The sequence below is a fragment of the Actinoplanes sp. DH11 genome, from assembly GCF_020873875.1.
In the GTDB taxonomy this organism is placed as follows: Bacteria; Actinomycetota; Actinomycetes; order Mycobacteriales; family Micromonosporaceae; genus Actinoplanes.
In genome coordinates, this window is the sequence record NZ_JAHWGU010000010.1 from 235799 (window position 1) to 259860 (window position 24062).

Genomic DNA, 24062 nt, shown 5'->3' on the forward strand with positions numbered 1-24062 from the left:
GGCGTCGGCGTCAACCGCCCAGGAGGGCTCGGGTGTTCTCCCAGCCCTCCAGGGCGAGGTCCAGCGTGGCCAGCTCGGCCGGGCCGCGCAGCCGCCGCCACGGTGCGGTCGAGGTCACGTCGCCCGGTGCCGGGGCGGTCCGGCGCAGCCGCTGCGGTGTCGCGGTGTCCAGGTCGTGGTCGGCGAGCCAGTCCGGGGCGGGCAGGGTCGTGGCGACACCGAGCAGCCCGCCGCCCGGCCCGCCGGACGCCACCGCCACCGGCCGGCTGTCCAGCGGCTGGAGCAGCTTGCCGAGTGTCATGCCGGGCACGTCCGGCGCGTCCGCGGCGATCACCGCCGCCTGGTCGTAACCGTCCGCCGCGGCGGCGGCCAGCACCGGCAGCACGGTGGGCGCCGGCACGTCGTAGATCTTCATCCCGGGCCAGGCGATCTCCTCGGCCAGCTGCCGGTCTCCGGGCGCCGCCGCGATCGCGGCATCGGCCGCGGAGAGACGCGCGAGCAGATCCACCACGTCCTCGGCGAGGGCCGCGCGCCAGGCGCTCAGCTCCACGCCGGGCGGGCTCCACGGAACCGGGACGAGCAGGGTCACCACCACACGGCGCAGCACGAGCTCGAGCTTAGTGCTCGGCCATCTCCAGGTTGCCGGCCGCCGAGACGCCCTCGAGGTATCCCCTGGCGCGCTCCGCCTTGGGGAACCGGCTCACCAGCTCCCAGAAACGGGCGTTGTGGCTGGGAACGACCAGGTGGGCCAGCTCGTGCAGCACCACGTAGTCGACGACCCAGTCGGGCATCTCCTGGATCCGATGGGAGATCCGGATGGTCGCGTCGTCGGGAGTGCACGAGCCCCAGCGCCCGTTCTGGTTGGTCACCCACCGGACGCTCGCCGGGAGTACCAGGTCGGCGTGGTCGGCGAGGTAGCGCGCCGTGAGGCGGCGGGCGCGGGCCAGCAACTCGTCGTCGGTGGAACGCAGCCGTTCCTCGCGGGCGGCCAGCCGGGCGAGCATCCGCTCGACCCACTCGGTCTCCTCGGCCCGCGAGAAGCGGTCCGGGATGAGCACCACGACTCGCTCGCCGTCGCGATACGCGGACACTGTCCGGCGCCGGCGCTGACTACGCCGCACCTCAACGACAGGCTTGCGCGTGCGGGCGGCCATTACCGGCTCGCGCAGCCCAGATTCGGGTTCACGTTGAGACGCTAATCCGCCAGCCCCTGGTCACCGCAAGAGTACGGGCAATGACCGTCTCCGAAAATGCGCGCTTCCGCCGCATATACCCGAAAAAATTTTCCTCACCGGTAACACCTGAGACATCCGTCAACCTAGACCATCTTCAACTCAGCCACTCAGGGACCCGGTTGTCCGTTTCATGCCTTTCTGAAGGGAATCGTCGGCGTGTCCCGGCAAATCTGGCCCAAAAGGACCTTTCGCACCGGCACACTCACGACGTCGGCGACACCGCCGACACTGCGTTGACATGGAACCGACCTGACCTGGGTAAGTGACCGCCCCGGACGGGTGGCCACATCCGCGTGGCCGCGAGCGGTCCAGCGCCGCAGAAAGGTTCGCACCCGTAGCCGCGAACAAGGCACCGGGCTGAGCGGCCGACGACACGACGAGGAGGAACCGTGGCCGACACCACTTACAACGGCTACTGCGTGAAGTGCAAGGAAAAGCGCGACTTCCAGGGCGAAGTGGCAGTTTCCAAGACCGGCATGAACATGGCGAAGGGCAAGTGCCCGGTCTGCGGGACCACCATGAACCGGATCCTGGGCAAGGCCAAGGCGTGACCCGCCCGTCCGGGGAGGCCGGCCGCACGGTCGTCCTCCCCGGCGGTTTCGCCGGCACAGCCGTAACCGTGTCCGCGCGACCACGTTGAGTAGACCGGACCGGTCTCCACCTACCTGTGGATAACTCGCCTCAGGCTGTGGACAACCCTGCACCGTGACCTTGCCCGCCTGTGGATAACATCACCGCTCCGCATCGTGCCGATGACACCCTGTCAGGATGTCCCGGATACCGCTCCCCCGCCCGACCCTCATCCCCGGGCTCCCGCGCATCTGGCGGACCCCGGAGGAGCTGCAGCTCGGCCTCGATCCCGCGCACGCCGTCCTGCTTCGGCTGCCCGATCCCAAGGCCGCCCAGCTCCTCGATCTTCTCGACGGCGCACGCTCCGAGCGTCTGGTCCTGCTGCGCGCGGCCGAACTGGGCGTCCCGCCCGCGGAGGCCCGCGAGATCCTCGACCTGCTCTACCAGTCCGGCCTCGTACTTCCCGCCGGAACCCTGCTGCCCACCGCCCTCCCGGCGTCGTCCCGTGCCCGGCTGACCGGCGAGGCCGCCGCGCTGGCCCTGTGTGCGGCCGGTCCACCGGGCCCGGTCACCGGCGACGCACCCTCGCCCGCCCGGTTGCTGCGCCGGCGGCAGTCCGCCCGGGTGGTGCTCAACGGCCGCGGGCGACTCGGCGCCCCGATCGCGGTGGCGCTGGCCGAGGCCGGCGTCGGTCACGTCCAGCCGGACCTGACCGGTTCCGTCGCACCCGGCGAGGTCACCGGCGGCCCGCTCGGCACCGGCGACGTCGGCAGCCCACGCCGCGCCGCGGTCACCGCCGCCATTCTGCGCGCCGCGCCCGGCACGGAGGTGCACGGCGCCCGCCGGGCCGCCGCCACCCTGGTCGTCCAGCTGGCACACGACGAGCCCACCGCCCTGGTCGCCGCCGGTCATGCCGGCCGGCGCCAGCCGCACCTCGCGGTCACCATCCGGGACGGCGCCGCGGTGATCGGTCCCCTGGTCCCGGCCACCGGAGCACCGTGCCTGCACTGCCTCGACCTGCACCGGCAGGACCGGGACGCCGGCTGGCCGGGCTCCTTGGGCGCGGCCGGCACGGATGCCGAGCCGTGCGCCGTCGCCACCCTGCTGGCCGCCACGGCGTACGCGACGGCCGAGATCCTGGCGTATCTGGACGGCCGGATCCCGGACACCCTCGGTGTCGCCGTCGAGATCTCGGCAGCCGGCCGGTTCCGGCGCCGCACCTGGCCACCGCATCCGGCCTGTGACTGTCAGCGGCACACGGGAACCTTCACCCGACCTTCACCGCATAAGCCCAAAACCACCAGACGACGGGCAGAGTAGCGGCCCGGCGTCGGTCACAATGATCTGGTGACCGACATACCCCGCCGTGCGGCTTCCCGGACCGCCAAGCTGGCCGCACTGCCGCTCGGCTTCGCCGGGCGGACCGCGCTCGGCCTGGGCAAGCGCGCCGTCGGCATCGCCTCCGACGTGATCTCCGCGGACATCCAGCAACGTACCGCCGAACAATTGTTCAGTGTCCTGGGCCAGCTCAAGGGCGGCGCGATGAAGTTCGGCCAAGCGCTGTCGGTCTTCGAGGCGGCCCTGCCCGACGAGATGGCCGGGCCGTACCGGCAGGCCCTGACCAAGTTGCAGGAAGCAGCGCCGCCGATGCCGGTGGCGAACGTGCACAAGGCCCTGGCCGAGCAGCTCGGCCCGGACTGGCGGGACAAGTTCGCCGAGTTCGACGACAGCCCGGCTGCCGCGGCCAGCATCGGCCAGGTGCACCGCGCGGTCTGGAAACTGCCGCCGGCCCGCCGCAACGCGAAACCCAAGCTGCTGCCGGTCGCCGTGAAGGTGCAGTACCCGGGCGCCGGCGACGCGCTGATCGCCGACCTCAAACAGCTCTCCCGGCTGGCCGGCATGTTCAAGATCATTCAGCCGGGCATTGACGTGAAACCGCTGCTCGCCGAGCTCCGTGACCGGATCACCGAGGAGCTCGACTACGAGATGGAGGCGCAGACCCAGCAGGCCTTCGCCGAGGCGTTCCACGACGACCCGGACATCTACGTGCCGCGGGTGGTGGCGTCCGCGCCGCGGGTGCTGGTCACCGAGTGGGTGGACGGCAGGCCGCTGGCCGACGTGATCGCCTCCGGCACCGTCCAGGAGCGCGACGAGGCCGGCCGCCTCATGGCGATCCTGCACTTCTCGGCGCCGGCCCGGGCCGGGCTGCTGCACGCCGATCCGCACCCCGGCAACTTCCGGATCCTTGCCGACGGGCGGCTCGGAGTGATCGATTTCGGCGCGGTCGCCCGGCTGCCCGACGGCCATCCGGAGCCGATCGGCCGGCTGGTCCGGCTGGCCCTGGACGGCCAGGCGCAGGCGGTGGTCGACGGGCTGAAGGACGAGGGTTTCATCAAGCCGGACGAGGAGATCGACGCGGAGGCGGTCCTGACGTTCCTGCTGCCGATGATCGAGCCGGTCGCGGTGGACCGGTTCCGGTTCACGCGTGCTTGGCTGCGCGGTGAGGCTACCCGGCTGGCCAGCCCGAAATCGCCCGCCTACCAGCTCAGCCGCAAGCTCAACCTGCCGCCGTCCTACCTGCTGATCCACCGGGTGACGCTGGGCTCGATCGGCGTGCTCAGCCAGCTCGAGGCCGAGGCGGCCTACCGCGAGATCCTCGAGGAGTGGCTGCCGGGATTTGCCCCGGCCGAGGAGAAGTAGGGCCGGGGAGAAGCCCCGGCCGAGGAGAAGTAAGGGCTGGGAGAAGCACCAGCCGAAAGAAGTAAGGCCGGGAAGAAGCACCGGCAGGGCGCGGCGGGATGGAACCGGAGAAGGCCCGTCCGCAACGGCGGACGGGCCTTCTGTTCAGTGCGGTTCAGAGTCCGCCGAGTTCGCGAGCTGCCCGCTTGCGGGCCTCCATGGCGACACGACGGGCGGAGCGGTAAGCCTCAGGTGCACGGTCACTCTGAGGCTGAGGCATTCGAGCCCTCGAGAGCGCTTCGTGGATGAGTCTCATCTTGTTACTTACGTTCGACGTCATTTCGGAACTCGGCTTTCGCTGATCGATCACGGTCAGGGACAGGGTGGTCATTTCTCAGGCCGCCAGGCGGACCGAATTGCGGGTCTCCAGGCCGTTCGCGGCGAGCCGCTCCTCGACCTCGACGGCGAGCTCGGCGTCACGGGCGACGTCGGCCTTGCGCGGACGGCCACGGGGCCGCTTGCGCGGGACCACGGCGCCACGCTCGAAGATCTCGCCACCCCAGACACCCCAGGGCTCACTCCGCTCGACCGCGCCGGCGAGGCACTCGACGCGCAGCGGGCAGTCCCCGCAGAGCGACTTGGCCAGCTCCAGCTGAGCCGGGGCGTCGGAGAACCAGAGGTCAGGGTCGAACTTCCGGCAGGGCAGGTTCGCCTCGATCTCGACGGTCACGTCGATCGGGGCCAGCGCCAGACTCATAAAGCCCGGTCACCTCTCTCTTTTCTCGATCTTCTGGATCGCATTACGGGTGGAACACCGGCCGGTGAGCCGGCAAAAAAATTAGGCCGCGGATCCCGGGTTAGCGGGTTCCGCGGCCTCGAAGTAAGCCGGTGGTCTACTAGACCGGCCTTCCTCGAGGCGGGACACCGCTGCCACCATCCGTGTAGCGCTTACGGGAGATGGCGTTGCCACTGAAGCCAGTGGTCCCCTTGTTTCCGTCGACGAGCACCAGAACGGCTTTGCCCAGCTCGGTCTGGGTCGGGGCCTGGTGCGCCCACGGAGCCACGGTCCGCTCGGCCGCCAGCAGAGCCAGCGGAGCGGTCGGGACAACAGTGGCGGGCAGAGCGCAGGCAGCGGCCGGCAGCATCGACGGAATCGTCATGTTGAGCTCCATTTCGGCCACCCCCTCCATCTGCATGCACTCGTGTCCTGATCTCGGCGAGCGGGGTCGCTCGCTGAGGTGTGTTCTGAGGCTATGCCTGCCCTACAGCGGAGGGCAAACGAATTAACGGACTAGTTTTCGAAGTTTTTCCGGGCGAGATCATCGGGGTCCGCTCCGGCCACCAGAGCGAAGACGGCGTCGCCGTACTGGCCCAGCTTGCGCGGGCCGATCCCGGCGATCGCCAGCAACTGTGCGGGCTCCGCCGGGCGGCGCTCCGCCACAGCCACCAGAGTGGCGTCGGTGAATACCACGTAAGCAGGGACTTTCAGTTCCGCGGCGGTGTTCGCGCGCCACACCTGGAGACGCTGGTGCAGGTCCTCGTCGAGGTCCGACGGACAGGTCTGGCAGCGGCCGAGCTTGCGGTCCGCACCGGCCAGCAGGGTGGCGCCGCAGATCCGGCAGGAGGACACCTGCGGGCGGCGGCGGTCGGGTTTCCGACTGCCCCGCTCACCCCGGTCGACGGTGGACGAGGACCCGCCCGAGCGTTCCAGCTGCGGCAGGAACCGGCACGGGCGGCGCTGCCGGCCGCCGGGGGCGCGGGACTGCCCGTACGACAGCCACAGCCACTGGCGCGCCCTGGTCACTCCCACGTAGAGCAGCCGGCGCTCCTCCTCGAGCTGGTCGGGCGTCTTCGCGTACGTCGTCGGCAGTGTCCCGTCGGCGAGACCGACCAGGAAGACCGCGTCCCATTCCAGGCCCTTGGCCGAGTGCAGCGAGGCCAGGGTGACCCCGGCGACCGTCGGCGCGTGCTGCTGCTCGGCTCGGCGGGCCAGCTCGTCGTTGAAGGCGGCGAGCGACACGTCCCGCTGCACCCGGCCCGCCTCGCCGATCGGCAGCAGGTCGGGCGAGGCCGCGTACTCCTCGGCGAGGGTGACAAGCGCGGCGAGCGCCTCCCACTGCTCGCGTGCCGCACCGCCCGGCGGGGGCTGGGTACGGCTCCAGCCGGTTGCGGCAAGCGCCTCCACGACCGCCTCGACCAGCGGCGTCTCACCCGGGATCGAGCGCACCGCGGCGCGCAGGGCGATCATCGCCTGACGGACCTCGGGCCGCTCGAAGAACCGTTCGCCGCCCCGGACCACGTAGGGCACCTCGGCCTCGGCGAGCGCCTCCTCGTACGCCTCGGACTGCGCGTTCGTCCGGAAGAGCACCGCGATCTCCGCCGCCGGTGTGCCCGCCGCGATGAGTTCCCGGCAGCGTCTCGCCACCGCGGCGGCCTCCCCCGGCTCGTCCGGGAAGATCTTGAGTTCCGGCTCCGGCCCGGCCGGCCGCTGGCCGACCAGCTCCAGGCGCAGCTTCGCCTCGGTGCCGCGGGCCTGCCGGATCACCGCGTTGGCAAGCCCCACCACCTGCGGCGTGGAGCGGTAGTCGCGGACCAGCCGGACCACCACGGCGTCGCGGCGCCGCCGCGGGAAGTCGATCAGGTAACCGGCCGTCGCACCGGTGAACGAGTAGATCGTCTGGCTGGCATCGCCGACCACCGTGACGTCGTCGCGGCCGCCCAGCCAGGCCTCCAGCAACCGCTGCTGCAGCGGGTTGACGTCCTGGTACTCGTCGACGACGAAGTGCCGGTACTGCGCGCGGATCTGTTCCGCCACGTCCGGGTGCTCCTCGATGCCCCAGACCGCGGCGCGCAGCAGGTCCTCGAAGTCGATCACGCCCTGGCGGCGCTTGAGCGACTCGTAGGCGGCGAACACCTCGGCCACCCGGGCCGGCTCGAACGGCGGCTCGCGGAGGGCCTTGGCCGCGGCGACCGCGTACTCCGCGGGTTCCACCAGCGACGACTTGGCCCACTCGATCTCGCTCGCCAGGTCGCGGGCGGCGGCGCGGTCGGCGCGCACGCCGGCCCGCGCGGCCGCCAGACCCACCACGCGGATCTTGCTCTCCATCAGCTCCGGCATGCCCCGGCCCTCGAGCAGCCGGGGCGCGAAGTAGCGGACCTGCCGCAGTGCGGCGGCGTGGAACGTCCGGGCCTGCACGCCACCAGCGCCCAGCGCGGTGAGCCGGGCCCGCATCTCGGCGGCGGCCCGGGCCGTGAAGGTCACGGCGAGCACATGCCGGGGGCTGATCTCGCCGGTCGACGTCCGGTACGCCACCCGGTGGGTGATCGCCCGGGTCTTCCCGGTGCCGGCGCCGGCCAGGATGCAGACCGGGCCGGCGGGGGCGGTCACCGCCGTCCGCTGTTCCGGATCGAGCCCGGCCAGCACCGCATCAGTCAGCACGGTAGGGAATCATGACACCCCGTGCGGGCGTTGTGCTTCTCAGCCGCACCGACGTGTGACCTGGATCGAAGGAGCCTGACCGATGCTGACCATGTACTCGACGTCCTGGTGTGGGTACTGCCACCGCCTGAAGAGCCAGCTCGATCGGGAGGGCATCGCCTACGACGTCGTGGACATCGAGCAGGACGAGGCCTCGGCCGCGTTCGTGCGCAGCGTGAACGGTGGCAACCAGACCGTGCCCACGATCCGCATCGTTCCCACCAACGGCGGCGACGAGATCGTAATGACTAACCCCTCGATCGTGCAGGTCAAGGAGGCCCTCACCGGGGCAGGCGCTCTGTAGCTGATAGACCTCACGTTGATGAAGTGACTGCTTCAAGCCAGACAGAGCCCCGGCCACCGCCGGGGCTTTTCTGCTCTCGCCTTCAGTAAGAGACACGCTCAGCGATGCTCGCCATCCGTGCAGCTTGGGCGTATGACGTAGAGATCTGTAGCCGGCAGGCCCGGCAAGCAGCACAGCCAGCGCGAGGTGAAGTCACCTACGCTCGACGCGAGGAGGCCTGCTGGACATGCCAGGTAGATCAGGGCCGCCGCACCTAGCGGATGCGACGGATGTAGAACGCTGGGCAGACCAACGCTCTGCGCAAGCCGATCTTCCGAGACTCATCCGCCGCCTGGTGCGTCACGAGAACGACCAGGTACAGCGCGTAGAAATGCGCGGCGGCGAGGGGGTGGGGCTACCGGGCTACGACGGCGTCGTCCAGGCAGGCCGGGCCACCCCTTTCGTGCCAGAGGGCCTCAGCGTCTGGGAAATGGGCACAAGCGAAGATCCTGCCGGGAAAGCAACCGACGACTACAAGACGCGCACGGCGGATCCGCTAGGAATCGAGAAGAGCACAACAACCTTCGTCTTTGTGACGCCCCGCCGCTGGCGGAAGAAGAAGGATTGGGAGCAGAAACGGCGGAAAGAGGGCGTCTGGGCTGACGTGCGCGTGCTTGACGCGGACGACATTGAGCAAGCCCTTGAAGAATCCGCAGCGGTCCGCGTTTGGCTCTCCGAGCTGCTTGGCATGCCCGCTCACGATGTGGCGACCATCGAAGACTGGTGGCGTCGGTTCTCTAATACTTTCGACCCAAGGTTAACAGAAGCTATTGTGCTCGCTGGCCGTGAAGATCAGGCGGCCCTCCTGCTCCGACGTCTATCCGTGGATGTGGGCAGCACCTTAATCAAAGCTGCCAGCGTCGATGACGGGCTCGCCTTTGCCGCATGCGCAATGATGGCTCAGGCCAAGGACGCCTCGGAGCCCATGCTCTCCCGTTCCCTCCTCGTTCACGAGAGCATCGCCCTTAGACGGCTAGACGGGTCAACAAGCTTGCTGATCTTGCTCCCGTATGAGGAGCACCTGTATCGCGAAGCCCAACTGGTAGAGAACCATCACGTTGTATTTATTATCACTGACGGCGACGCGCATATCGAACTACCGTCGCTCGAACATAGGGCGCTTCAAGAGGCCCTTCGCCACGCCGGCGTTCTCGAAGCGGACCTCCCGCGCTTTTCTCGCGCAGGAAACAAGAGTTTGCTAGCTCTGCGACGAGTTGCCACAAAGTTCGCCCTACCTGACCCTGAGCAGTGGTCGAGCGACCTCTCGGACCGCATTGTGCGTCGAGCATGGCTCGCCGGAGCCTGGAGCCGTCTGAGAAGCGGCGACGTAGAGGTCCTGGAAGGCCTCACGGAAGGCCCCCGCGACCTGCTAGAGGAGAGGCTCGATCTGGTCATACGCCAGCCCGATCCCCTCTTCACCCGTGTCGGTGCAACGTGGGCTGTTGCCGCTCCCGGCGAGTCATGGCGCAGTGCAAGGTACGCGGTCAAAGACATCGACCTAGTACGTCTTGAGCTAGCGGTTCAGACCGTGCTTGGCTCCATTGACCCGCGGCTGGAGCTTCCCGTAAGCGAACGCTGGCGGGCTGCGATCCACGGGAAGTCCCGGGTGCATTCAACCGACCTCCGTAGAGGACTCGCTCGTTCCATCGCTTTGCTGGGAGCACGAGGTGACGATATCCGCCTACCAGGTGGGCGCACGGCGCGTCAGTGGGCGGAGCGGGTCGTCTGGAATCTTCTCGGACGCGCGAACGAGGACGGCTCAGCCGATCTTTGGGTGTCCATCGAAGACGTGATGCCTTCACTGGCAGAAGCAGCGCCGGACGTCTTCCTTCGGGCCGTAGCCCAAGGAGCTACGGGAGCACGACCAATCCTCCGCGCGCTCTTCCAGGATCATGATTCTGAGTGGAGCGCCGGGAGTCCTCATACGGGACTGCTGTGGGCGCTTGAGGGCGTGGCATGGTCCAACCAACATGTGGGCTACGCCGCTGAACTTTTAGCTCAACTGGCGGAAATCGATCCCGGAGGCAGACTCAGCAACCGCCCCGCCGCGAGCCTCAGAGATATCTTTCGCCCTTGGCATCCGCGAACCTCCGCACCCAACGACACCCGCATAAAGACAATCGACGCGATGCTTCTTCGTCACAGAGAGGTTGTCTGGAGGCTGCTCCTTGACCTGCTGCCGGGCCCTTCTGAAGTTGGCATGGAGACCCATAAACCACACTTTCGTGAATGGGCAGCAGATTCCGACAGGTCCGTTACTTACAGCGAGCTTTCGGATATGGTTGACGCTCTCTCAGAAAGAGTTATCCGGCTCGCTAAGCAGGAGCCAACGCGTTGGATCGAAGTCGTACCGCTATTCGATCGCATGCCGAATCGATGGCGACTTGAATTAATCTCGGCTCTTGGAGAGCTCGATCATAAAGAAATAGCCCCCGACGCTCGGGCGAGGCTCTGGGATGCGATCGAAGAATTCGTTCGCAGACATCGCCGCCACCCGCAAGCCAAGTGGTCTCTGACAGAACAGTGGCTGGACCCTTTGGCGGCAATCGCCGAACGCTTCCGGCCGGCGCGTGACAAGGATGTGTACCGCTGGCTATTTGACGACTGGACTCCAGACATCGGCGTCTCAGTACGTGAAGACTTCGGAGCTTACCAACGGGCCGTAAAGCAAGCCCGCGAAAGCGCAATCACTCAAGTCCTAGAGGACGAAGGGTTCGCCGGAGTTACCAGCCTTGCAAGCACGGTAGAACTTCCACAAGCAGTCGGCTCTGCACTTGCATATATCACTCTGTCCCATGACTACGAGGCGCTTTCACACCTCGACAACGAAAACGAACGTCTCGCTCGTTTCGGAGAAGGCTTCGCACGTGTTCGAGGGGAAGGCGACCTTGCGAAGATTCGACCCTGGATGGAAAGATTCGCCGGACGCCCACTCACGCAGGCACGGCTCCTCCAAACCGTCATCAACCCCGCAGAAGCTTGGAATCTCCTTTCCACTCTAGACACTGAGGTTGATGATGCATACTGGAAAGAATTTCTTCCATACGGACACGGCGCCGACTTCGCAGATATCAGCGAGGCAGCGAGGCAGTTGATCCTCCATGGCCGCACCGCAGCTGCAGTGGATGCATTGAGCATGTATGCCGACACTAATGAAGTTAGTGTCGAGGTCGACGTAGTCATTCAAGCCTTGGAACGCTTCGGAACGACAGAAGATCCCGAGGTAAGTCGAGTTTCTGGGCACGACCTTGCGCGACTCTTGGAGTTCTTGAGGGTCCGTAGGGTAGACGAAGATAAGGTCGCCACCCTCGAATGGAAGTACCTGCCGGCACTTCAGTTCGATACCAGAACACCGTCTCTCGAACGGCTGATCTCACGTGACCCGGGCTCCTTCGTGCAACTCGTCGAGCTGGCCTTCAAACCCGCGAACTCGACAAGCTCTGACGTTCCTCGCGTCGCCCAGGATCTCGCGACGAAGGCTTACCGCCTTCTCCACGATTGGCAGACGATACCTGGCACTCAGGAGGACGGCGTCGTCAACGCAGACGCGCTTCGTGAGTGGCTCGATCAAGCGCGGTCCTTGCTGGTCGCTTCCGACCGCCTTGAAGTTGGTGAGTTACAAATCGGCGGAGTCTTCGCCCACTCGCCAGAGGACCCTGACGGCACATTTCCTACCCTGGCCGTGCGCGAGATTCTAGAAACCGCCTCTAGCGATCGGCTAGAACGTGGCTTCACGATCGGCTTGTACAACAAACGAGGCGTTACTTGGCGTGGCCTAACAGACGGCGGAGTACAGGAATACGATCTGGCGGAAACTTACGATCAATGGGCAGAAGCTATACAGGCATCGCATCCTCGAACAGCTAGTGCCTTGAGGTCAGTTGCGGAGTCCTACCGCGAAGATGGTCGACGTAACGATGAGGAAGCGAGGCGCTTCTTAGAAGGACTTGACGGTTAGCCCGCTAGATCGATCAAACCGAGTTGGAGTCAGCTCCCGCCAAGTGCCGGTGCAGGGTCGCCCTAGAGATGCCGAGCGCCTTGGCGATCGAGTTGACGCTCTCGCCCTTGGCTTGCCGAGCGCGGGCAACAACAAGGATGTCGTCGTTCATAACCGACGGCCGGCCACCTGTTCGCCCCTGGGCCCTGGCCGCCTCAAGCCCAGCCCGCGTCCTTTCGCGGATGATGTCGCGCTCTAGCTCGGCGAACGCGGCCATCATCGTGAAAAAGAACTTGCCCTCACCCGTCGGCGTGTAGTTGCCCGCGAGTTTGCCCGTGAGGATACGGAGCCCCACGCCACGCCCGTGCAAATCGTCCGCGATCGTCAGCACGTCCTTGACCGATCGTCCAAGGCGGTCGAGCTTCCAGACACACAGGGTGTCCCCGGACCGCGCGTAGTCAAGAGCAGCGGTCAAGCCCGCGCGGTCGGCGTTCTTTCCGCTGGCCTTGTCCTCGAACAGCCTGGCGCAGCCAACCTCGTTGAACGCATGCCGCTGCAGCTGGGCGTCCTGCGAGTCGGTGGAGACTCTGGCGTAACCGATGAGCTGGCCATTCGCGTGGTTCTTGATCATGAAAAAACTGTCTCATAACTCGTCTCAAAACAACAAGCGTCTGAGACAGCTTTTGAGACGGGTTTTGGTTAACACTTGGGCACCGAACCCGGCTCCGCGCTTGCCATCTCAGAACCCTTCGTTTTTGAGCAAGCCAAGGATGGCTCACGTCTGAGATCGCTTGTGCTCGCCTCGTTGTCCAGACATGTGTTCAAGAGGGAAGAGTGGATCAAGCGCCAGCTGGCAAAAGCCCCGACGCTGACCGTAGACCGATGGTTTGCAGCCAACCTCTGCCTCGGCATCGAGGTTCCACCCCACGCCGTTCAACACATGAAGCGTGCAGAGCTGCCAGGCAAGCCGGAAGGCGCCCCGCCGCCGAAGCAGGAGGGGGATATGACCCCCTGAGCATCGAATTGAGAACCGGCGGGTGATAGCACCCAAAATCTTGCCACGGTTTAAGAGCCGTCTGGAGACCACACGGCGAAGACTTGATCACCGCCCGAGCGAAGGTCGGTAGAACCAGTCCCACGCGCAAGCAAATTCCGACCCCTTGACTCCGTGAATCCGCCAGACCTACTTTTACTTCAAATCTCGCAGCCTCGCAGCTCCGCTGACGCCTCCATCGGCTTTCATCGGGAAGGGATCGCGTGGCGAATGAAGATCAACATCTTCTCTGTTCCCCCTGATAATCTCGCGGCGCTTGAAGAGAAGTTCGAAACGGTAGGCCTTGAAGTACTGGCCCAGGACCAACAAGACGGATGGGAAGCGAAATTCTACTTCTCGCAAAACGAAGAGCCGAACCCGATTCCTTGGGTTGAGACCTTCAGCGACTTCTTCAAAGGGAAGGAACCCAGCAACCTCATCTACTTTGCGGCTTACGTGTTCTCTAAGAGCGATCACTGCTTCGTGCTGACGTATGGCAAGAGCCACTTCTATGTTCGCCAACACTGTGACCACGACTTTGGCATCGAGATGGCCAAAAGGATCGGCACCGAAGGCGACATCAAGCAGACTGGGTCAAAGAGATTCGCCGGCCGAAAGCGCAAGGAGATCAGAAGCTACACGCGCAACTCACCGCTCGACATAGAAAGCGGGGAGTCTGTCGACTACCTTCGAACGACAATCCACGGAGAAGCAAGGAAGAGATTCGGCCAGGTTGGAAAGTTTGGCTCGTCAGCCCTTCTCAATGTCCCGATGACCAAGGATCAGATCGGCTCGCTCCTCAACGAGGTTGTCGAATTGTTGAAGCAGGACGAGAACTTCAAGCTTCCGCGCACCACAGTGATCCGCGATGAAGAAGAGTTACGCACCTACAACGAAGCGCTGCTTGACGCCATCCTTGACGATGACAGTGCAGCAGAGTTCTCGCACGACATGCATGATCTAGTGGGTGTTGACTTTGTATTCACTGGACACGAGCGCTACACGTTATCGCTTCGCGGTAAGAAGCGTGAGTTTCTCGGCGAGCGCGAACTCGATGTCGCCGACCTGCGGCAGTACATAACCTCTGAACGAATCCCTCGTGAGGACGTACTTGACATCAAAATCAAGGTTGAGGCGGAAGATCGCAAGCCATACACCAAGGCACTTGGAGACGCGATCGAGTTCGTGGTGGATGGCGAGAACGTCATGCTCGCGCAAGGAAGATGGGTGCGTTTCAATGAAGATTACGTTGACCAATTAGATTCCTCCATCGATTCAATCACTATCGAGGCAACCGAACTAGACCTTCAAAGTATCGCGAAAACCGAGGGCGAGTTCAACGACTCAGATGTCGTCAAGAATCACGGCTATCTAAACGCCGACAAGGATTTTACTAAGATCGTGACGTTAATGTCCGTACCGGTCGAGGCGTGGGATCTCTACAGAAGCGGCGTGGTGTATGCAGTAAAGTTCGGCACCGCGCAGAAGCTTGGTTATGTTTGCGATCAAGCTAGCAATGTCTTAGAGATTTTGCGCAACAACGCAAATATCAAGAAGCTCGATCAAGAGGTAATGAGTTATTGCCTATGGTTTGGATTTAAGACAGTAAGCGTTCCTACTCGAATATCTCAAACCGGCTCTATCATCTTGAAGCAAAAGATCGATGCTTGGGCACGAAGGTGTCGCGACTTGAAGATTGAGCCGAAGCTGAAGTTTTCCCTGCGTGTCTAAGATCGGCGCTAGATCGCCTGGCTGGTGAGAGCGTTCGACTACGCAGACGTGTAAGAGATGAACCAAGGCGCCCCAGCCCTAGGAACCACGCGGGCTCGTCAACACATGCCGCAGGCTACATCTCTGATCTCGGCTACTTTTTTTTCGCCGAACTAGATATAAGAGAGAATCTGCGTTTCCCCAGGTAGATGGGCATGCAGCTTGCTCTAAGAGCGAAACAGCTTTGCGCTCCCGTCGAAAAACTGCACACGGGGCGCCCGCTTACATCCTTCCTACCCCATGTGTCCGACACGCCCTGCCGCCTCGACCACCGCTTCGCTGGAACTGGTTCTCAGGAAGCACCAAGCACCGAGCGCCCGACTCGTCGTGCAGCAAGCCAAGTTCCTTGGCTCGCCTGATGGCCTGGGACACGCCCGTCGCGCTCGCCGGCTTGCCGTCCTTATCCGCCAGCATCCACTCGAGCCGACCACTGCTGAACTCCGCATGCCCGATCAAGTTCGCGTAGCCCATGGCCAGGTAGTGCAACCGAACCGGACGCTGATGGTTCGGGTCTTGGCCAAACCGCTGAAACTCGTTCTGGGCGACACCAGCCCACGTAACGCCATCACCAAAGTAGATCGCCAACCTCGCGCTCACCCTCCTATGACTCTCAGGCATCCCCTACGGCCCGTAGAAGCAGCCAACGCCACGGCGCAGGCTCGGACCAAAGGCACCGAAAAGGCGGCTGAGCATGGCTCTCAGCCGCCTTACGATGCCGGTAGTTGATCTAGGTCAACTCATGCGTCCTCAGCCGCATTTCCGGCTGCCCTGGAGTGTGGTCCTCGTCATGAACCTTCGTGTCGAGGGATCCATAGGTTGTCGCTCAACTCTGCAATAGCACGAGGTGCACCGGCCGGGACATCTCCGAAGAATCGGGAGAAGAAGCCCGAGGCGTAGAGCTTCGCCTTCGCCTCTTCGACATCCTCGTGATCGCCTCGGTCCCACCAGACCTGTGGCTTGCCGAAGGCTTCGGCGGGCAAGCCACCGAAGCTGATCGCTTGACGTTCCTGGAGGTATCCGAGCAAGTCGCCAGGGGTGATCACGAGCAAGCCCATTCCGGCGAAAACCTTAACTCCACGCCTGATCAGGAACTCCCTGCGTTCCTCCACCGTCGAGCGGTTCCACCATGCGCTGTAGGTTTCGCCGGTCGGGATCCACTCGGTCACAGGCTTGGCTTCGCCCGACTTCAGAACCAGTTCCCTGTCGCTTGCCAGTCTGGTGACCTGCGAGCTGAAGGCGACCGCTTCGAGGCGACCAGCCTGCAGTTCCTTCGTCAGCTGGTTCATCTCCCCATCGATGATGGCCAGCTTCCTGGAGCGCTCATCGTCGGCGACCCTGGTCACCGACTCCATGACCTCCATGTCCCCGATCTGGAGAAGAAGCACCTCCTCCAACCATGGGTACAGGCGCTCTGCGGTCACCGCCGTGCCCTTGCAGGGCGGCTGTCCGATGCTCTTGTTCCCATGGCACCGATACCGGGCCTTCCTGCTACGGGCCGGCTCCTCCTTCGTGAAGTAGAGGGGGCTTCCACACGTGAGGCAGAACGTGACGCCCAACAGCGGCGAGGATGACCCTCGCGGCTTCTTGTACTTCACGGAGTTCACAGCGTCCTGGAGAATCGCCCACTCTTCAGGCTCAAGGACCGGTCGTGACCTCATGATGGAGGAGCCGTCGTCACCGCGAAGAACGGAGCCGTCTGCCGTCTGGTACTCGCCAAGCAAGGATCGGTTGGTGAGGACCGACTGCACCGCAGTCGGGAGCCACTTCCTCCCCCTCGCTTCAGGAGCCACCAAACGCGTTGTGCTCTCGCCCTTGGCCGACCGCATGCGGGCGATGTCCTGGACGGTGGGCATTCCCTGGTCGTTGAGCCACTGCGCCACCCCGGAAAAGCTGGGCTTCTCGATGAACCGTCGGATCATCTCCTTGAGGACAGGTCCGTACTCGGGATCCAGCTCCAGTCTGAAACCGTCCGAGCCCTTGACGGCTCGTCGGCCGAAGGGGACCAGGCCACCAGGCCAACGCCCCTGTCTCCGCATGGCCTCGCGTGACGCCCTGATTCGAGCGGTGATCGCATCCAGCTCAGCTTCTGCCACAACGGCGAGAATCTGGACGACCACCTTGCCCCACGGCTTGGAGAGATCGAAGCCCTCCTCGCACGAGATCAGGCCCTTCCCGTTGGCCTCGCACCACTCCATCAGCTCAGTGAGGTGACGAACCGACCGAGCGATCCGGTCGATCTTCAAGACGATGATGTGGTCGAACTCGTCCCGACGGTTTGTGAGCCAGTCACCGAGCGAAGGACGCATCCACGGCGACGTAGAGCCGGACACGTCGATGTCGGTCGCCCAACCGACCAGTTCCATCTCCTCGCTGTCGGCGCGCTTGGCGATACGCTTCCGCTGCGTCTCTTCACCTGTCTGGTTCTCGTTCGAGACTGAGAGCCGGACGACACCCAAGGCCCTGGGTTGGTTCATCGGTTCCTCCCCCATGCCTGGCTGATCCACTCAATCAACCAGAGGGGGCAACTCTACAGACCGTGCCCACGCTGAAGTTCGCCGACGGGTCGGCGCTGACCAACCCGTCGATCGTGCAGGTCAAACAGCACCTGGCCGCCATCTCCGCCTGACCTTGTCCGGGCAGGGACGAAAGGGCCGTCCCGCTCGGGGCGGCCCTTTCTCCTCGTCAGGGAATCACGTCAGGGAATCGTCAGGGAATCAGTGCCGGGATGCTCGAGTCGAGCAGGCCCCGCTCCTTGAGCGCGCCGTAGAGCGGCGTCGACTCCGGGTAGTGCCCCCACTGGTGGTCGCCGTCGCCCTTGCCGAACCCGCCGAGCAGCTGCTGCTGCACCGGGTTCAGGTCGTTCCAGAACGGCTTCTCCGGCAGGTCGGCGACCTCGTCCCGGATCGCGATCCAACGCGGGGTGTACCCGAAGAACGCGCCGACCCGGGTGATGTCGGAGTAGTTGTCCGACCGCGCGTGCCAGATGCGGCGGTCGAAGACGACCAGGTCACCAGCGTTCGCGGTGATCTGGGTCGCGCCCTCCGGCTGCGGCCACGACACGCCGCGGCTCGGCGGTCCGGGCAGCCAGTTGGTCTTGTGGCTGCCGGGCAGCACGGTGAAGTTGCCGCGCCCGGTCTCGCTGACGTCGGAGAACCAGTACGCCAGCTTCACTGACAGCATCGGCCGCGGGTCGGTCTCGATCTCCCGGTTCTGCCGGCCGCCGTCCTGGTGCCAGTGCCACCAGTCCTTCTGCTTCTCGTGGATCTGCGGGTGCACGTCGATGTGCGAGTGGTACACGTGAATGTTCCACCCCAGCAGCGACCAGATGTACTTGAACGCTTTCGGGTGATCCAGCAGGAACGCCAGCTCCGGAACCCCGGCGATCGGCGAGAGTTGGTGCAGAGCCCCCGTAGGCCCGAGCGTCCCGTTCCGCTTGCCGTTCTCGTACGCACCGAGGATCGCGGCCCGGCCGGCCTCGACCTCGCTCTCACTCAGCACCGACGGGACGACGATGTAGCCGTCACGATCGAACGCCTCCCGCTCCTGGGCGGTCATCGGCGTCCACGCCGGGGCTTCCACCTGGGTCATCGGTTCTCCCTACTCGTCTTTGTATCCAAGACGCGGTGGGACACCGGATTGGTTGCCGGCCGATCAGAGGAATTTTCTTTTTCCCGGCGGTCTACCCGTTCGTCGCCCGGCGGCTAACCGTGCAGCCAATTTTCGATCAGGTAGAAGGCGATCGAGGACCGCATCGGCAGGCTCATCGGCACGCCGCTGTCCGGGTCGACGTAACCACCGGCGATCATCTTGGCGATCGCGTCCCGGGAGAACCAGTGCGCCTCGTCGATCTCCTCCGGATCGAGCACCAGCGGCTGGGCGGCGTCGGCAACAGCGTGAAAACCGAGCATCAACGAGCCGGGGTACGGCCAGGACTGGCTCCCCTCGTACCGCAGCGCACTCAGCCGGATGCCGACCTCCTCCTGCACCTCGCGGACCACCGCGGCCTCGGCCGACTCGCCCGGCTCCACGTAACCGGCCAGGCAGGAGAAGCGCCGGACCCCGTCCGCGCCGGGACCCCAGGCCGCGTTGTGCCCGAGCAGGCAGCGACCGGCCGGCCCGGCGACGCCGTCGTGCACCAGCACGATCATCGCCGGGTCGGTGCGCGGCCACATCAGCTGACCGTTGCCGTCGGCACGCGCCCAGCCGGCCTCCACCGTCGTGGTGGCCTGGCCGGTTCGCGGCGAGAACCCGTGGCTGCGGTGCCAGTTGCCGAGCGCGGCGGCCGCGGTGAACAGGCCGGCGTCGCGGTCGTCGAGCAGGTGACCGATGTCGCGCAGGGTTGCCGCCCGCTCGTCGCCGGACGCCTCGACCGGCGCGTCCATGGTCCAGAGTGGGGTGCCGTCGGCGTCGACGCCGAGGAACCAGCGCTCGGCCTCGGGCGCCTCGGCCGACGGCAGCAGGACCAGGGCCGCGCCGCCGTCCGGCCGATCGGTGACCAGGGCACGGCCGCCCTTGTCGAGGTCGACGACCAGCACCCGGCCGCGCGGCCAGGCCTCGGCCAGCCAGGCCTCGTCCTTGCGCCGGTGCGCGGCACGGTCCAGGGTGGTACGGGCCAGCGGCGGGGTGCCGGGTTGCTCCCCGAGGTCTGGCTGTTCTGCTTCGGTCACTCTGTGCTGCGCTCCACGGCTGTCAGGACGGACAACTGCGACTCGATCTTCTCGGCGTCGCCCAGGACCACGGTAACCGCCCGGGAGGGTGCGAGGTACTTGGTGCCGGCCGCGAAGACCTCCTCACGAGTGACCGCGGACAGGGCCGCCGAGTGCTCGCGCAGGTGGTCGAGGCGCAGGCCGAAGCCCGCGTAAATGCTGGCCAGCCCGGCCAGGCCGGCCTGGGTGGACATGCCGAGACGCAGGGTGCCCAGCGCGTACCGCCGGGCCTGCTCCAGCTCCTCCTCGCCGGGCGGGAGGCTGGAGATGCGGCCGAGCTCGTAGAGCGTCTCGAGCAGCGACGGGCCGGTCACCTCGGTGGCCACCTCGGCCACGCCGACCCAGGCGGACCCGGCCACGAAGTGCTCGATCGCCGAGTGCGAGCCGTACGTGTAGCCCTTGTCCTCCCGGATGTTCTCCACCCAGCGGGACGAGAAGTAGCCACCGAAGATCAGGTTGGCCACCGTGACGGCGGCGTAGTCCGGATCGGTACGGGTGACGCCCGGCATCGCCAGCCGCAGCGACGACTGCACCGAGCCGGGCCGGTCGACGAGCAGCAGCGGGCCGGTCTCGATCGCCGGGGTGGGCGGGATGACGCCGTCCGGCGCGGAACCGGTCCAGCCGCTCAGCACCTTCTCCGCGACGTCGATCGCCTGGTCCGGGTCGATGTCGCCGACCAGCACCAGGGTGGCGCCGGCCGGGCGGACCCGCTGGGCGTGCAGGTCGCGCAGCGCCGCCGGCTCGACGGTGCGGACCTCGTCGGGCGTGGGGGTCTGCACCGCGTACGGATGGGTGTCGAAGATCCGCTTGAGCAGGGCGACCCGGGCCAGGTGTGCGGGCTGGCTGAGCGCGACCTGGATCTGGTCGACGAGGCGCTCCCGCTCGGTGGCGACCTCCTCGGCCGGGTACGTCGCGTCGGTAAGCACACCGGCGAGCAGCTCCAGCGTCCGGTCCAGGCCGGCGGCGAGGGCGTTGCCGCTGATCAGGAGCCGGTCCGGGTCGAGACCAGCGGCCAGGCTGCCGCCGACCGCCTGGAGCTCGGCCGCGAGCTCGATGCTCGACAGGGTGCCGGTGCCGGTGAACAGTGCCTGGGACAGCACCGTGGCCGGGGCCAGCGGGGCCCGGCCGAACGGGATGCGCAACCGCAGCTCGACGAGCGGCACCGCGGAACGGCGGATGGCGATCACGGTCAGCCCGTTGGGCAGCCGGCGCTCGGCCTCGTGCGGCAGGTGCAGTTCGGCGTCCGGAACCAGGTCCGGCAGGGTGGTGACGCTCATGCGGAAGCTCCCGGGATGACCTCGACACTGGCACGGTTCTCCGGCCGCAGGGTGGCCGCGGCGGCGACGATCTGCTCGGCGGTCACCTCACTGACCAGCTTGGGCAAGTCGTTGAGCAGGCCCGGGCGGCCGCGTTGCAGCTCGAGAACGGCCATCGGCTGTGCCCGGCCGAGGACGTCGTCGGTGCCCTGGAGCAGGCGGGTCGCCATCCGGGCCTGTGTCCGGTCGAGTTCGCCGGGCTTGAGGCCGTCGGTGACCAGCCGGTCGAGTTCCTCGTCGATGGTCTGCAGCACCTTGCCGGCGTCGCCGCCGGGCGGCAGGAAAGCCTGCAGGAGCAGCGCGGTGGGGTTGCGCACCTGGTACTCGTCGCCCATGAACCCGAGGTACCCGCCGAGGTTGGTGGCCGTCCGGTCGCGCTGGACCAGCCGCTCCACGAGCCGGGAGGCGTCGCCGTCGGTGAGCACCTCGGCGAGGACCGAGTACGGCAGGTAGCCGTCGAAGTCGCCGATCGGGTCCGGCACACCCCAACCCGCCGCCACGGCGGGCAGCGGGGCGATCCGGTCGATGTAGGTCTCCCGCTTCTCCGCGGTGAGGCCGGGCTCGGCGAAGTCCGGCAGCGCCGGCGCGGGCCGGGCCGGCACGTCGCCGAAGTGCCGTTCGATCATCGCGGTGGCCTCGGCCACGTCGAAGTCGCCGGCCACCGAGAGCACCGCGTTGCCGCAGGCGTAGTAGCGGTCGAAGAAGCCCTGTGCGTCCTCGACGGTGGCGCTCTCCAGGTCCTCGAAGGAGCCGTAGCCGTCGTGGGCGTTGGCGAACGTCTCGAACATCACCGGTGGCAGCTTGAGCCAGGGGAACCCGCCGTACGGCCGGTTCAGCACATTTACCCGGATCTCCTCCTTGACCACGTCCACCTGGTTGCGCAGGTTCTCCTCGGTGAGCCGGGGGCCGCGCATCCGGTCCGCCTCGAGGAAGAGCGCGCGCTCGAGGCCGCCGGCCGGCAGCTCCTCGTAGTAGTCCGTGTAGTCGAGGTGGGTGGATCCGTTGAAGGTGCCGCCGGCGCCCTGCACGTGCCGGAAGTGGGCAAGCTTCTCCAGGTTCGCCGAGCCCTGGAACATCAGGTGCTCGAAGAGGTGGGCGAAGCCGGTCCGGCCTTCCGGTTCGCTGCGGATGCCGACGTCGTAGACGACGGCCACGCCGACCACCGGGGCGCTGCGATCCGGGGAGAGGACCACGCGCAGACCATTGCCGAGGGTGAATCGCTCGACCGGATATTTCGTCGCGGGGATCTTGATTCTGGGCGCCACGGTACGAATCTAGCGTGTCGGCACGGATCCGCGCGGTAGTCGCCTGCCGGACAGGGCGGTAGCGGGCCGATGACGCGGAGTAAATGCGTCGATGTCCGATCTGCCGATCTTTTCGCGCCGCGGCCGGGCGGTAACGCCGATCACCCGGCCGGGGGCGGGCTTGACGCAGTACGCCCGCATGACCCACTATTCCCATCCAACAGATAGGTGAAGGGGGTGTGCGTCGTGTTCGTCTCGGCCCGCACGGACTATGCCGTACGCGCGATGCTGACCGTCACCGCCGAGGACCCCGACCTGGTCAAAGCCGCCGTCCTGGCGGCCGCCCAGGACATCCCGCTCAGCTTTCTCCAGGGCATTCTGCTGGACCTGCGCCGCGCCGGGCTGCTGCACAGCCACCGCGGCGTGGACGGCGGTTACTCCCTGGCCCGCCCCGCCGAGGAGATCACCATCGGCGACGTGGTCCGCGCCGTCGGGGGCGCACTCACCACGGTCCGGGGACTGCCCACCGCCACGACGACCTACCACGGTGCGGCAACGGCGCTGCACGACGTGTGGATCGCCGTCGAGGCGGCCATCGAAGGCGTCGTCGACCACCGGACCCTCGCCGAGCTCTCTCAACAATCAGTGAAGACGACCTAGGAGTGAGCATGACCTCCCGCACCAGACGTGCGCTCGTCCTTGTCACCGCCGCCGTCGCGGCCTCCACCCTGCTGGCCGCCTGCGGCTCGGCGGACGAGAACACCGCGGCGGGCACCAGCGGCGCCACCGCCGAGGCCAAGAAGATCAACCTGGGCTACTTCCCCAACATCACCCACGCCCCGGCCCTGGTGGGCGTGAACAAGGGCCTGTTCGCCGAGGCCCTGGGCAGCGGCACCGAGCTCTCCACGAAGACCTTCAACGCCGGCCCGGCCGCGATCGAGGCGCTGCTCTCCGGAGCGATCGACGCCACGTACATCGGCCCCAACCCGGCGATCAACGGCTGGTCCACCTCCAAGGGCACCGCCCTGAAGATCATCGCGGGCAGCACCTCGGGCGGCGCCGGCCTGGTCGTCCGGGACGGCATAAACGCACCGGCCGATCTCAAGGGCAAGAAGATCGCCACCCCGCAGCTCGGCAACACCCAGGACGTCGCGCTGCGTGCCTGGTTGAAGGAGAACGGCCTGGCTGCCGACACCAACGGCGGCGGGGACGTCTCGGTGCTGCCGCAGGACAACGCCACCGCGGTGCAGGCCTTCGCGCAGGGCACCATCGACGGCGCCTGGGTGCCCGAGCCCAACTTCAGCAAACTGATCCTGGAGTCGAAGGCCAAGGTCCTGGTCGACGAGAAGACCCTGTGGCCGAACCAGGAGTTCGTGACCACCCACCTGATCGTCAGCCAGAAGTTCCTGACGGAGTACCCCGGCACGGTCAAGAAGCTCCTGCAGGGCCACGTCGCGTCGGTCAAGTACGTCAACGCCGACAACGCCGAGGCGCAGAAGGCCGCGAACGCCCAGATCGAGGCGCTCACCGGCAAGCCACTGAAGGACGAGATCCTCGCCGCCGCGTTCAAGAACCTGAAGTTCACCCACGACCCGGTCGCGTCCTCGCTCTACACCAGCGCGAAGCACGCGGAGGACGTCGGACTGCTCAAGCCGGTCGACCTGAACGGGATCTACGACCTCGGGCCGCTGAACGAGCTGCTGAAGGCAGACGGTCAGCCCGAGGTCAGCGACGCCGCGGCGGCCTGAACC

20 protein-coding genes and 1 pseudogene are annotated in these 24062 nt (G+C 66.1%); 10 read left to right on the forward strand and 11 right to left on the reverse strand.

Annotated features, from left to right (window positions below):
* Positions 1-10: 10 nt before the first annotated feature.
* Both LPA41_RS17230 and LPA41_RS17235 read right to left on the reverse strand, forming a co-directional pair.
* Complete coding sequence (locus LPA41_RS17230) at positions 11-607, reverse strand: hypothetical protein (RefSeq protein WP_229071429.1); 597 nt, start codon at positions 605-607, stop codon at positions 11-13.
* Between the two features lie 10 nt (positions 608-617).
* The gene (locus LPA41_RS17235) at positions 618-1154 is read right to left on the reverse strand and encodes a M48 family metallopeptidase (RefSeq protein ID WP_229071431.1); all 537 of its coding nucleotides are present in this window, start codon (positions 1152-1154) and stop codon (positions 618-620) included.
* 470 nt (positions 1155-1624) lie between these two features.
* On the opposite strand from LPA41_RS17235, the gene LPA41_RS17240 reads away from it, so the two are divergent.
* The 3 genes from LPA41_RS17240 (at position 1625) to LPA41_RS17250 (ending at position 4505) form a co-directional block, all read left to right on the forward strand.
* Positions 1625-1786: a DUF5679 domain-containing protein gene (locus LPA41_RS17240; RefSeq protein WP_172890699.1), complete on the forward strand. Its 162-nt coding sequence runs from the start codon at positions 1625-1627 to the stop codon at positions 1784-1786.
* A 217-nt stretch (positions 1787-2003) separates the two neighbouring features.
* Positions 2004-3125, forward strand: coding sequence for a hypothetical protein (locus LPA41_RS17245; RefSeq protein WP_229071433.1), 1122 nt, complete (start codon positions 2004-2006; stop codon positions 3123-3125).
* Positions 3126-3152: 27 nt separating this feature from the next.
* Positions 3153-4505, forward strand: a complete 1353-nt coding sequence (locus LPA41_RS17250) for an AarF/ABC1/UbiB kinase family protein (RefSeq protein ID WP_229071435.1) — start codon at positions 3153-3155, stop codon at positions 4503-4505.
* A 373-nt stretch (positions 4506-4878) separates the two neighbouring features.
* Here LPA41_RS17250 and LPA41_RS17255 read toward each other — a convergent pair whose 3' ends face one another.
* From LPA41_RS17255 to LPA41_RS17265, 3 genes are all read right to left on the reverse strand, one after another.
* On the reverse strand, positions 4879-5241 hold the full coding sequence (locus tag LPA41_RS17255; protein WP_229071437.1) for a WhiB family transcriptional regulator: 363 nt from the start codon (positions 5239-5241) through the stop codon (positions 4879-4881).
* 139 nt (positions 5242-5380) lie between these two features.
* Positions 5381-5644 (reverse strand): hypothetical protein, encoded by a 264-nt coding sequence (locus tag LPA41_RS17260; RefSeq protein WP_229071439.1) that lies wholly within the window; start codon positions 5642-5644, stop codon positions 5381-5383.
* 131 nt (positions 5645-5775) lie between these two features.
* Positions 5776-7923, reverse strand: coding sequence for an ATP-dependent DNA helicase UvrD2 (locus LPA41_RS17265; protein ID WP_229071441.1), 2148 nt, complete (start codon positions 7921-7923; stop codon positions 5776-5778).
* An 82-nt stretch (positions 7924-8005) separates the two neighbouring features.
* On the opposite strand from LPA41_RS17265, the gene LPA41_RS17270 reads away from it, so the two are divergent.
* Together LPA41_RS17270 and LPA41_RS17275 are read left to right on the forward strand one after the other, a co-directional pair.
* Positions 8006-8266, forward strand: coding sequence for a mycoredoxin (locus tag LPA41_RS17270; protein WP_229071442.1), 261 nt, complete (start codon positions 8006-8008; stop codon positions 8264-8266).
* Positions 8267-8600: 334 nt separating this feature from the next.
* The gene (locus tag LPA41_RS17275) at positions 8601-12263 is read left to right on the forward strand and encodes a hypothetical protein (RefSeq protein ID WP_229071443.1); all 3663 of its coding nucleotides are present in this window, start codon (positions 8601-8603) and stop codon (positions 12261-12263) included.
* Positions 12264-12276: 13 nt separating this feature from the next.
* Here LPA41_RS17275 and LPA41_RS17280 read toward each other — a convergent pair whose 3' ends face one another.
* On the reverse strand, positions 12277-12873 hold the full coding sequence (locus tag LPA41_RS17280; protein ID WP_229071444.1) for a recombinase family protein: 597 nt from the start codon (positions 12871-12873) through the stop codon (positions 12277-12279).
* Positions 12874-12948: 75 nt separating this feature from the next.
* Between LPA41_RS17280 and LPA41_RS17285 the strand changes: the two genes are divergently transcribed.
* Positions 12949-13257: a hypothetical protein gene (locus LPA41_RS17285; RefSeq protein ID WP_229071445.1), complete on the forward strand. Its 309-nt coding sequence runs from the start codon at positions 12949-12951 to the stop codon at positions 13255-13257.
* A gap of 249 nt (positions 13258-13506) precedes the next feature.
* Positions 13507-15006 (forward strand): DUF6119 family protein, encoded by a 1500-nt coding sequence (locus LPA41_RS17290; protein WP_229071446.1) that lies wholly within the window; start codon positions 13507-13509, stop codon positions 15004-15006.
* Between the two features lie 824 nt (positions 15007-15830).
* On the opposite strand, the gene LPA41_RS17295 is transcribed toward LPA41_RS17290, so the two are convergent.
* A complete protein-coding gene (locus LPA41_RS17295; protein ID WP_229071449.1) occupies positions 15831-17519 on the reverse strand; it encodes a recombinase family protein in 1689 nt (562 codons plus the stop codon).
* 56 nt (positions 17520-17575) lie between these two features.
* Here LPA41_RS17295 and LPA41_RS17300 point away from each other — a divergent pair.
* Positions 17576-17671: pseudogene (locus LPA41_RS17300) on the forward strand (NrdH-redoxin); the annotation flags it as partial.
* 80 nt (positions 17672-17751) lie between these two features.
* Here the strand turns inward: LPA41_RS17300 and LPA41_RS17305 are convergent.
* From LPA41_RS17305 to LPA41_RS17320, 4 genes are all read right to left on the reverse strand, one after another.
* A complete protein-coding gene (locus LPA41_RS17305; RefSeq protein WP_229071451.1) occupies positions 17752-18633 on the reverse strand; it encodes a phytanoyl-CoA dioxygenase family protein in 882 nt (293 codons plus the stop codon).
* A 113-nt stretch (positions 18634-18746) separates the two neighbouring features.
* Entirely contained in the window at positions 18747-19712 is a 966-nt protein-coding gene (gene nudC, locus LPA41_RS17310) for an NAD(+) diphosphatase (RefSeq protein WP_229071453.1), read from the reverse strand.
* Positions 19709-21028, reverse strand: coding sequence for a pitrilysin family protein (locus LPA41_RS17315; RefSeq protein WP_229071455.1), 1320 nt, complete (start codon positions 21026-21028; stop codon positions 19709-19711). Before LPA41_RS17315 ends, nudC begins: the two co-directional genes overlap by 4 nt.
* Positions 21025-22332 (reverse strand): pitrilysin family protein, encoded by a 1308-nt coding sequence (locus LPA41_RS17320; RefSeq protein WP_229071457.1) that lies wholly within the window; start codon positions 22330-22332, stop codon positions 21025-21027. Before LPA41_RS17320 ends, LPA41_RS17315 begins: the two co-directional genes overlap by 4 nt.
* Positions 22333-22557: 225 nt before the next feature.
* Here LPA41_RS17320 and LPA41_RS17325 point away from each other — a divergent pair, with 225 nt between their 5' ends.
* Positions 22558-22971, forward strand: a complete 414-nt coding sequence (locus LPA41_RS17325; protein ID WP_229071459.1) for an Rrf2 family transcriptional regulator — start codon at positions 22558-22560, stop codon at positions 22969-22971.
* An 8-nt stretch (positions 22972-22979) separates the two neighbouring features.
* Entirely contained in the window at positions 22980-24059 is a 1080-nt protein-coding gene (locus LPA41_RS17330) for an ABC transporter substrate-binding protein (RefSeq protein WP_229071461.1), read from the forward strand.
* Positions 24060-24062: the final 3 nt, after the last annotated feature.

What these genes read in the sequence shown, in the direction of transcription:
- LPA41_RS17295 (WP_229071449.1), bottom strand. Translation starts at nt 17,519, where the DNA reads ATGAACCAACCCAGGGCCTTGGGTGTCGTCCGGCTCTCAGTCTCGAAC.
- LPA41_RS17305 (WP_229071451.1), bottom strand. Translation starts at nt 18,633, where the DNA reads ATGACCCAGGTGGAAGCCCCGGCGTGGACGCCGATGACCGCCCAGGAG.
- LPA41_RS17315 (WP_229071455.1), bottom strand. Translation starts at nt 21,028, where the DNA reads ATGAGCGTCACCACCCTGCCGGACCTGGTTCCGGACGCCGAACTGCAC.
- LPA41_RS17260 (WP_229071439.1), bottom strand. Translation starts at nt 5,644, where the DNA reads ATGACGATTCCGTCGATGCTGCCGGCCGCTGCCTGCGCTCTGCCCGCC.
- LPA41_RS17235 (WP_229071431.1), bottom strand. Translation starts at nt 1,154, where the DNA reads ATGGCCGCCCGCACGCGCAAGCCTGTCGTTGAGGTGCGGCGTAGTCAG.
- LPA41_RS17280 (WP_229071444.1), bottom strand. Translation starts at nt 12,873, where the DNA reads ATGATCAAGAACCACGCGAATGGCCAGCTCATCGGTTACGCCAGAGTC.
- LPA41_RS17330 (WP_229071461.1), top strand. Translation starts at nt 22,980, where the DNA reads ATGACCTCCCGCACCAGACGTGCGCTCGTCCTTGTCACCGCCGCCGTC.
- LPA41_RS17290 (WP_229071446.1), top strand. Translation starts at nt 13,507, where the DNA reads ATGAAGATCAACATCTTCTCTGTTCCCCCTGATAATCTCGCGGCGCTT.
- LPA41_RS17255 (WP_229071437.1), bottom strand. Translation starts at nt 5,241, where the DNA reads ATGAGTCTGGCGCTGGCCCCGATCGACGTGACCGTCGAGATCGAGGCG.
- LPA41_RS17270 (WP_229071442.1), top strand. Translation starts at nt 8,006, where the DNA reads ATGCTGACCATGTACTCGACGTCCTGGTGTGGGTACTGCCACCGCCTG.
- LPA41_RS17245 (WP_229071433.1), top strand. Translation starts at nt 2,004, where the DNA reads ATGTCCCGGATACCGCTCCCCCGCCCGACCCTCATCCCCGGGCTCCCG.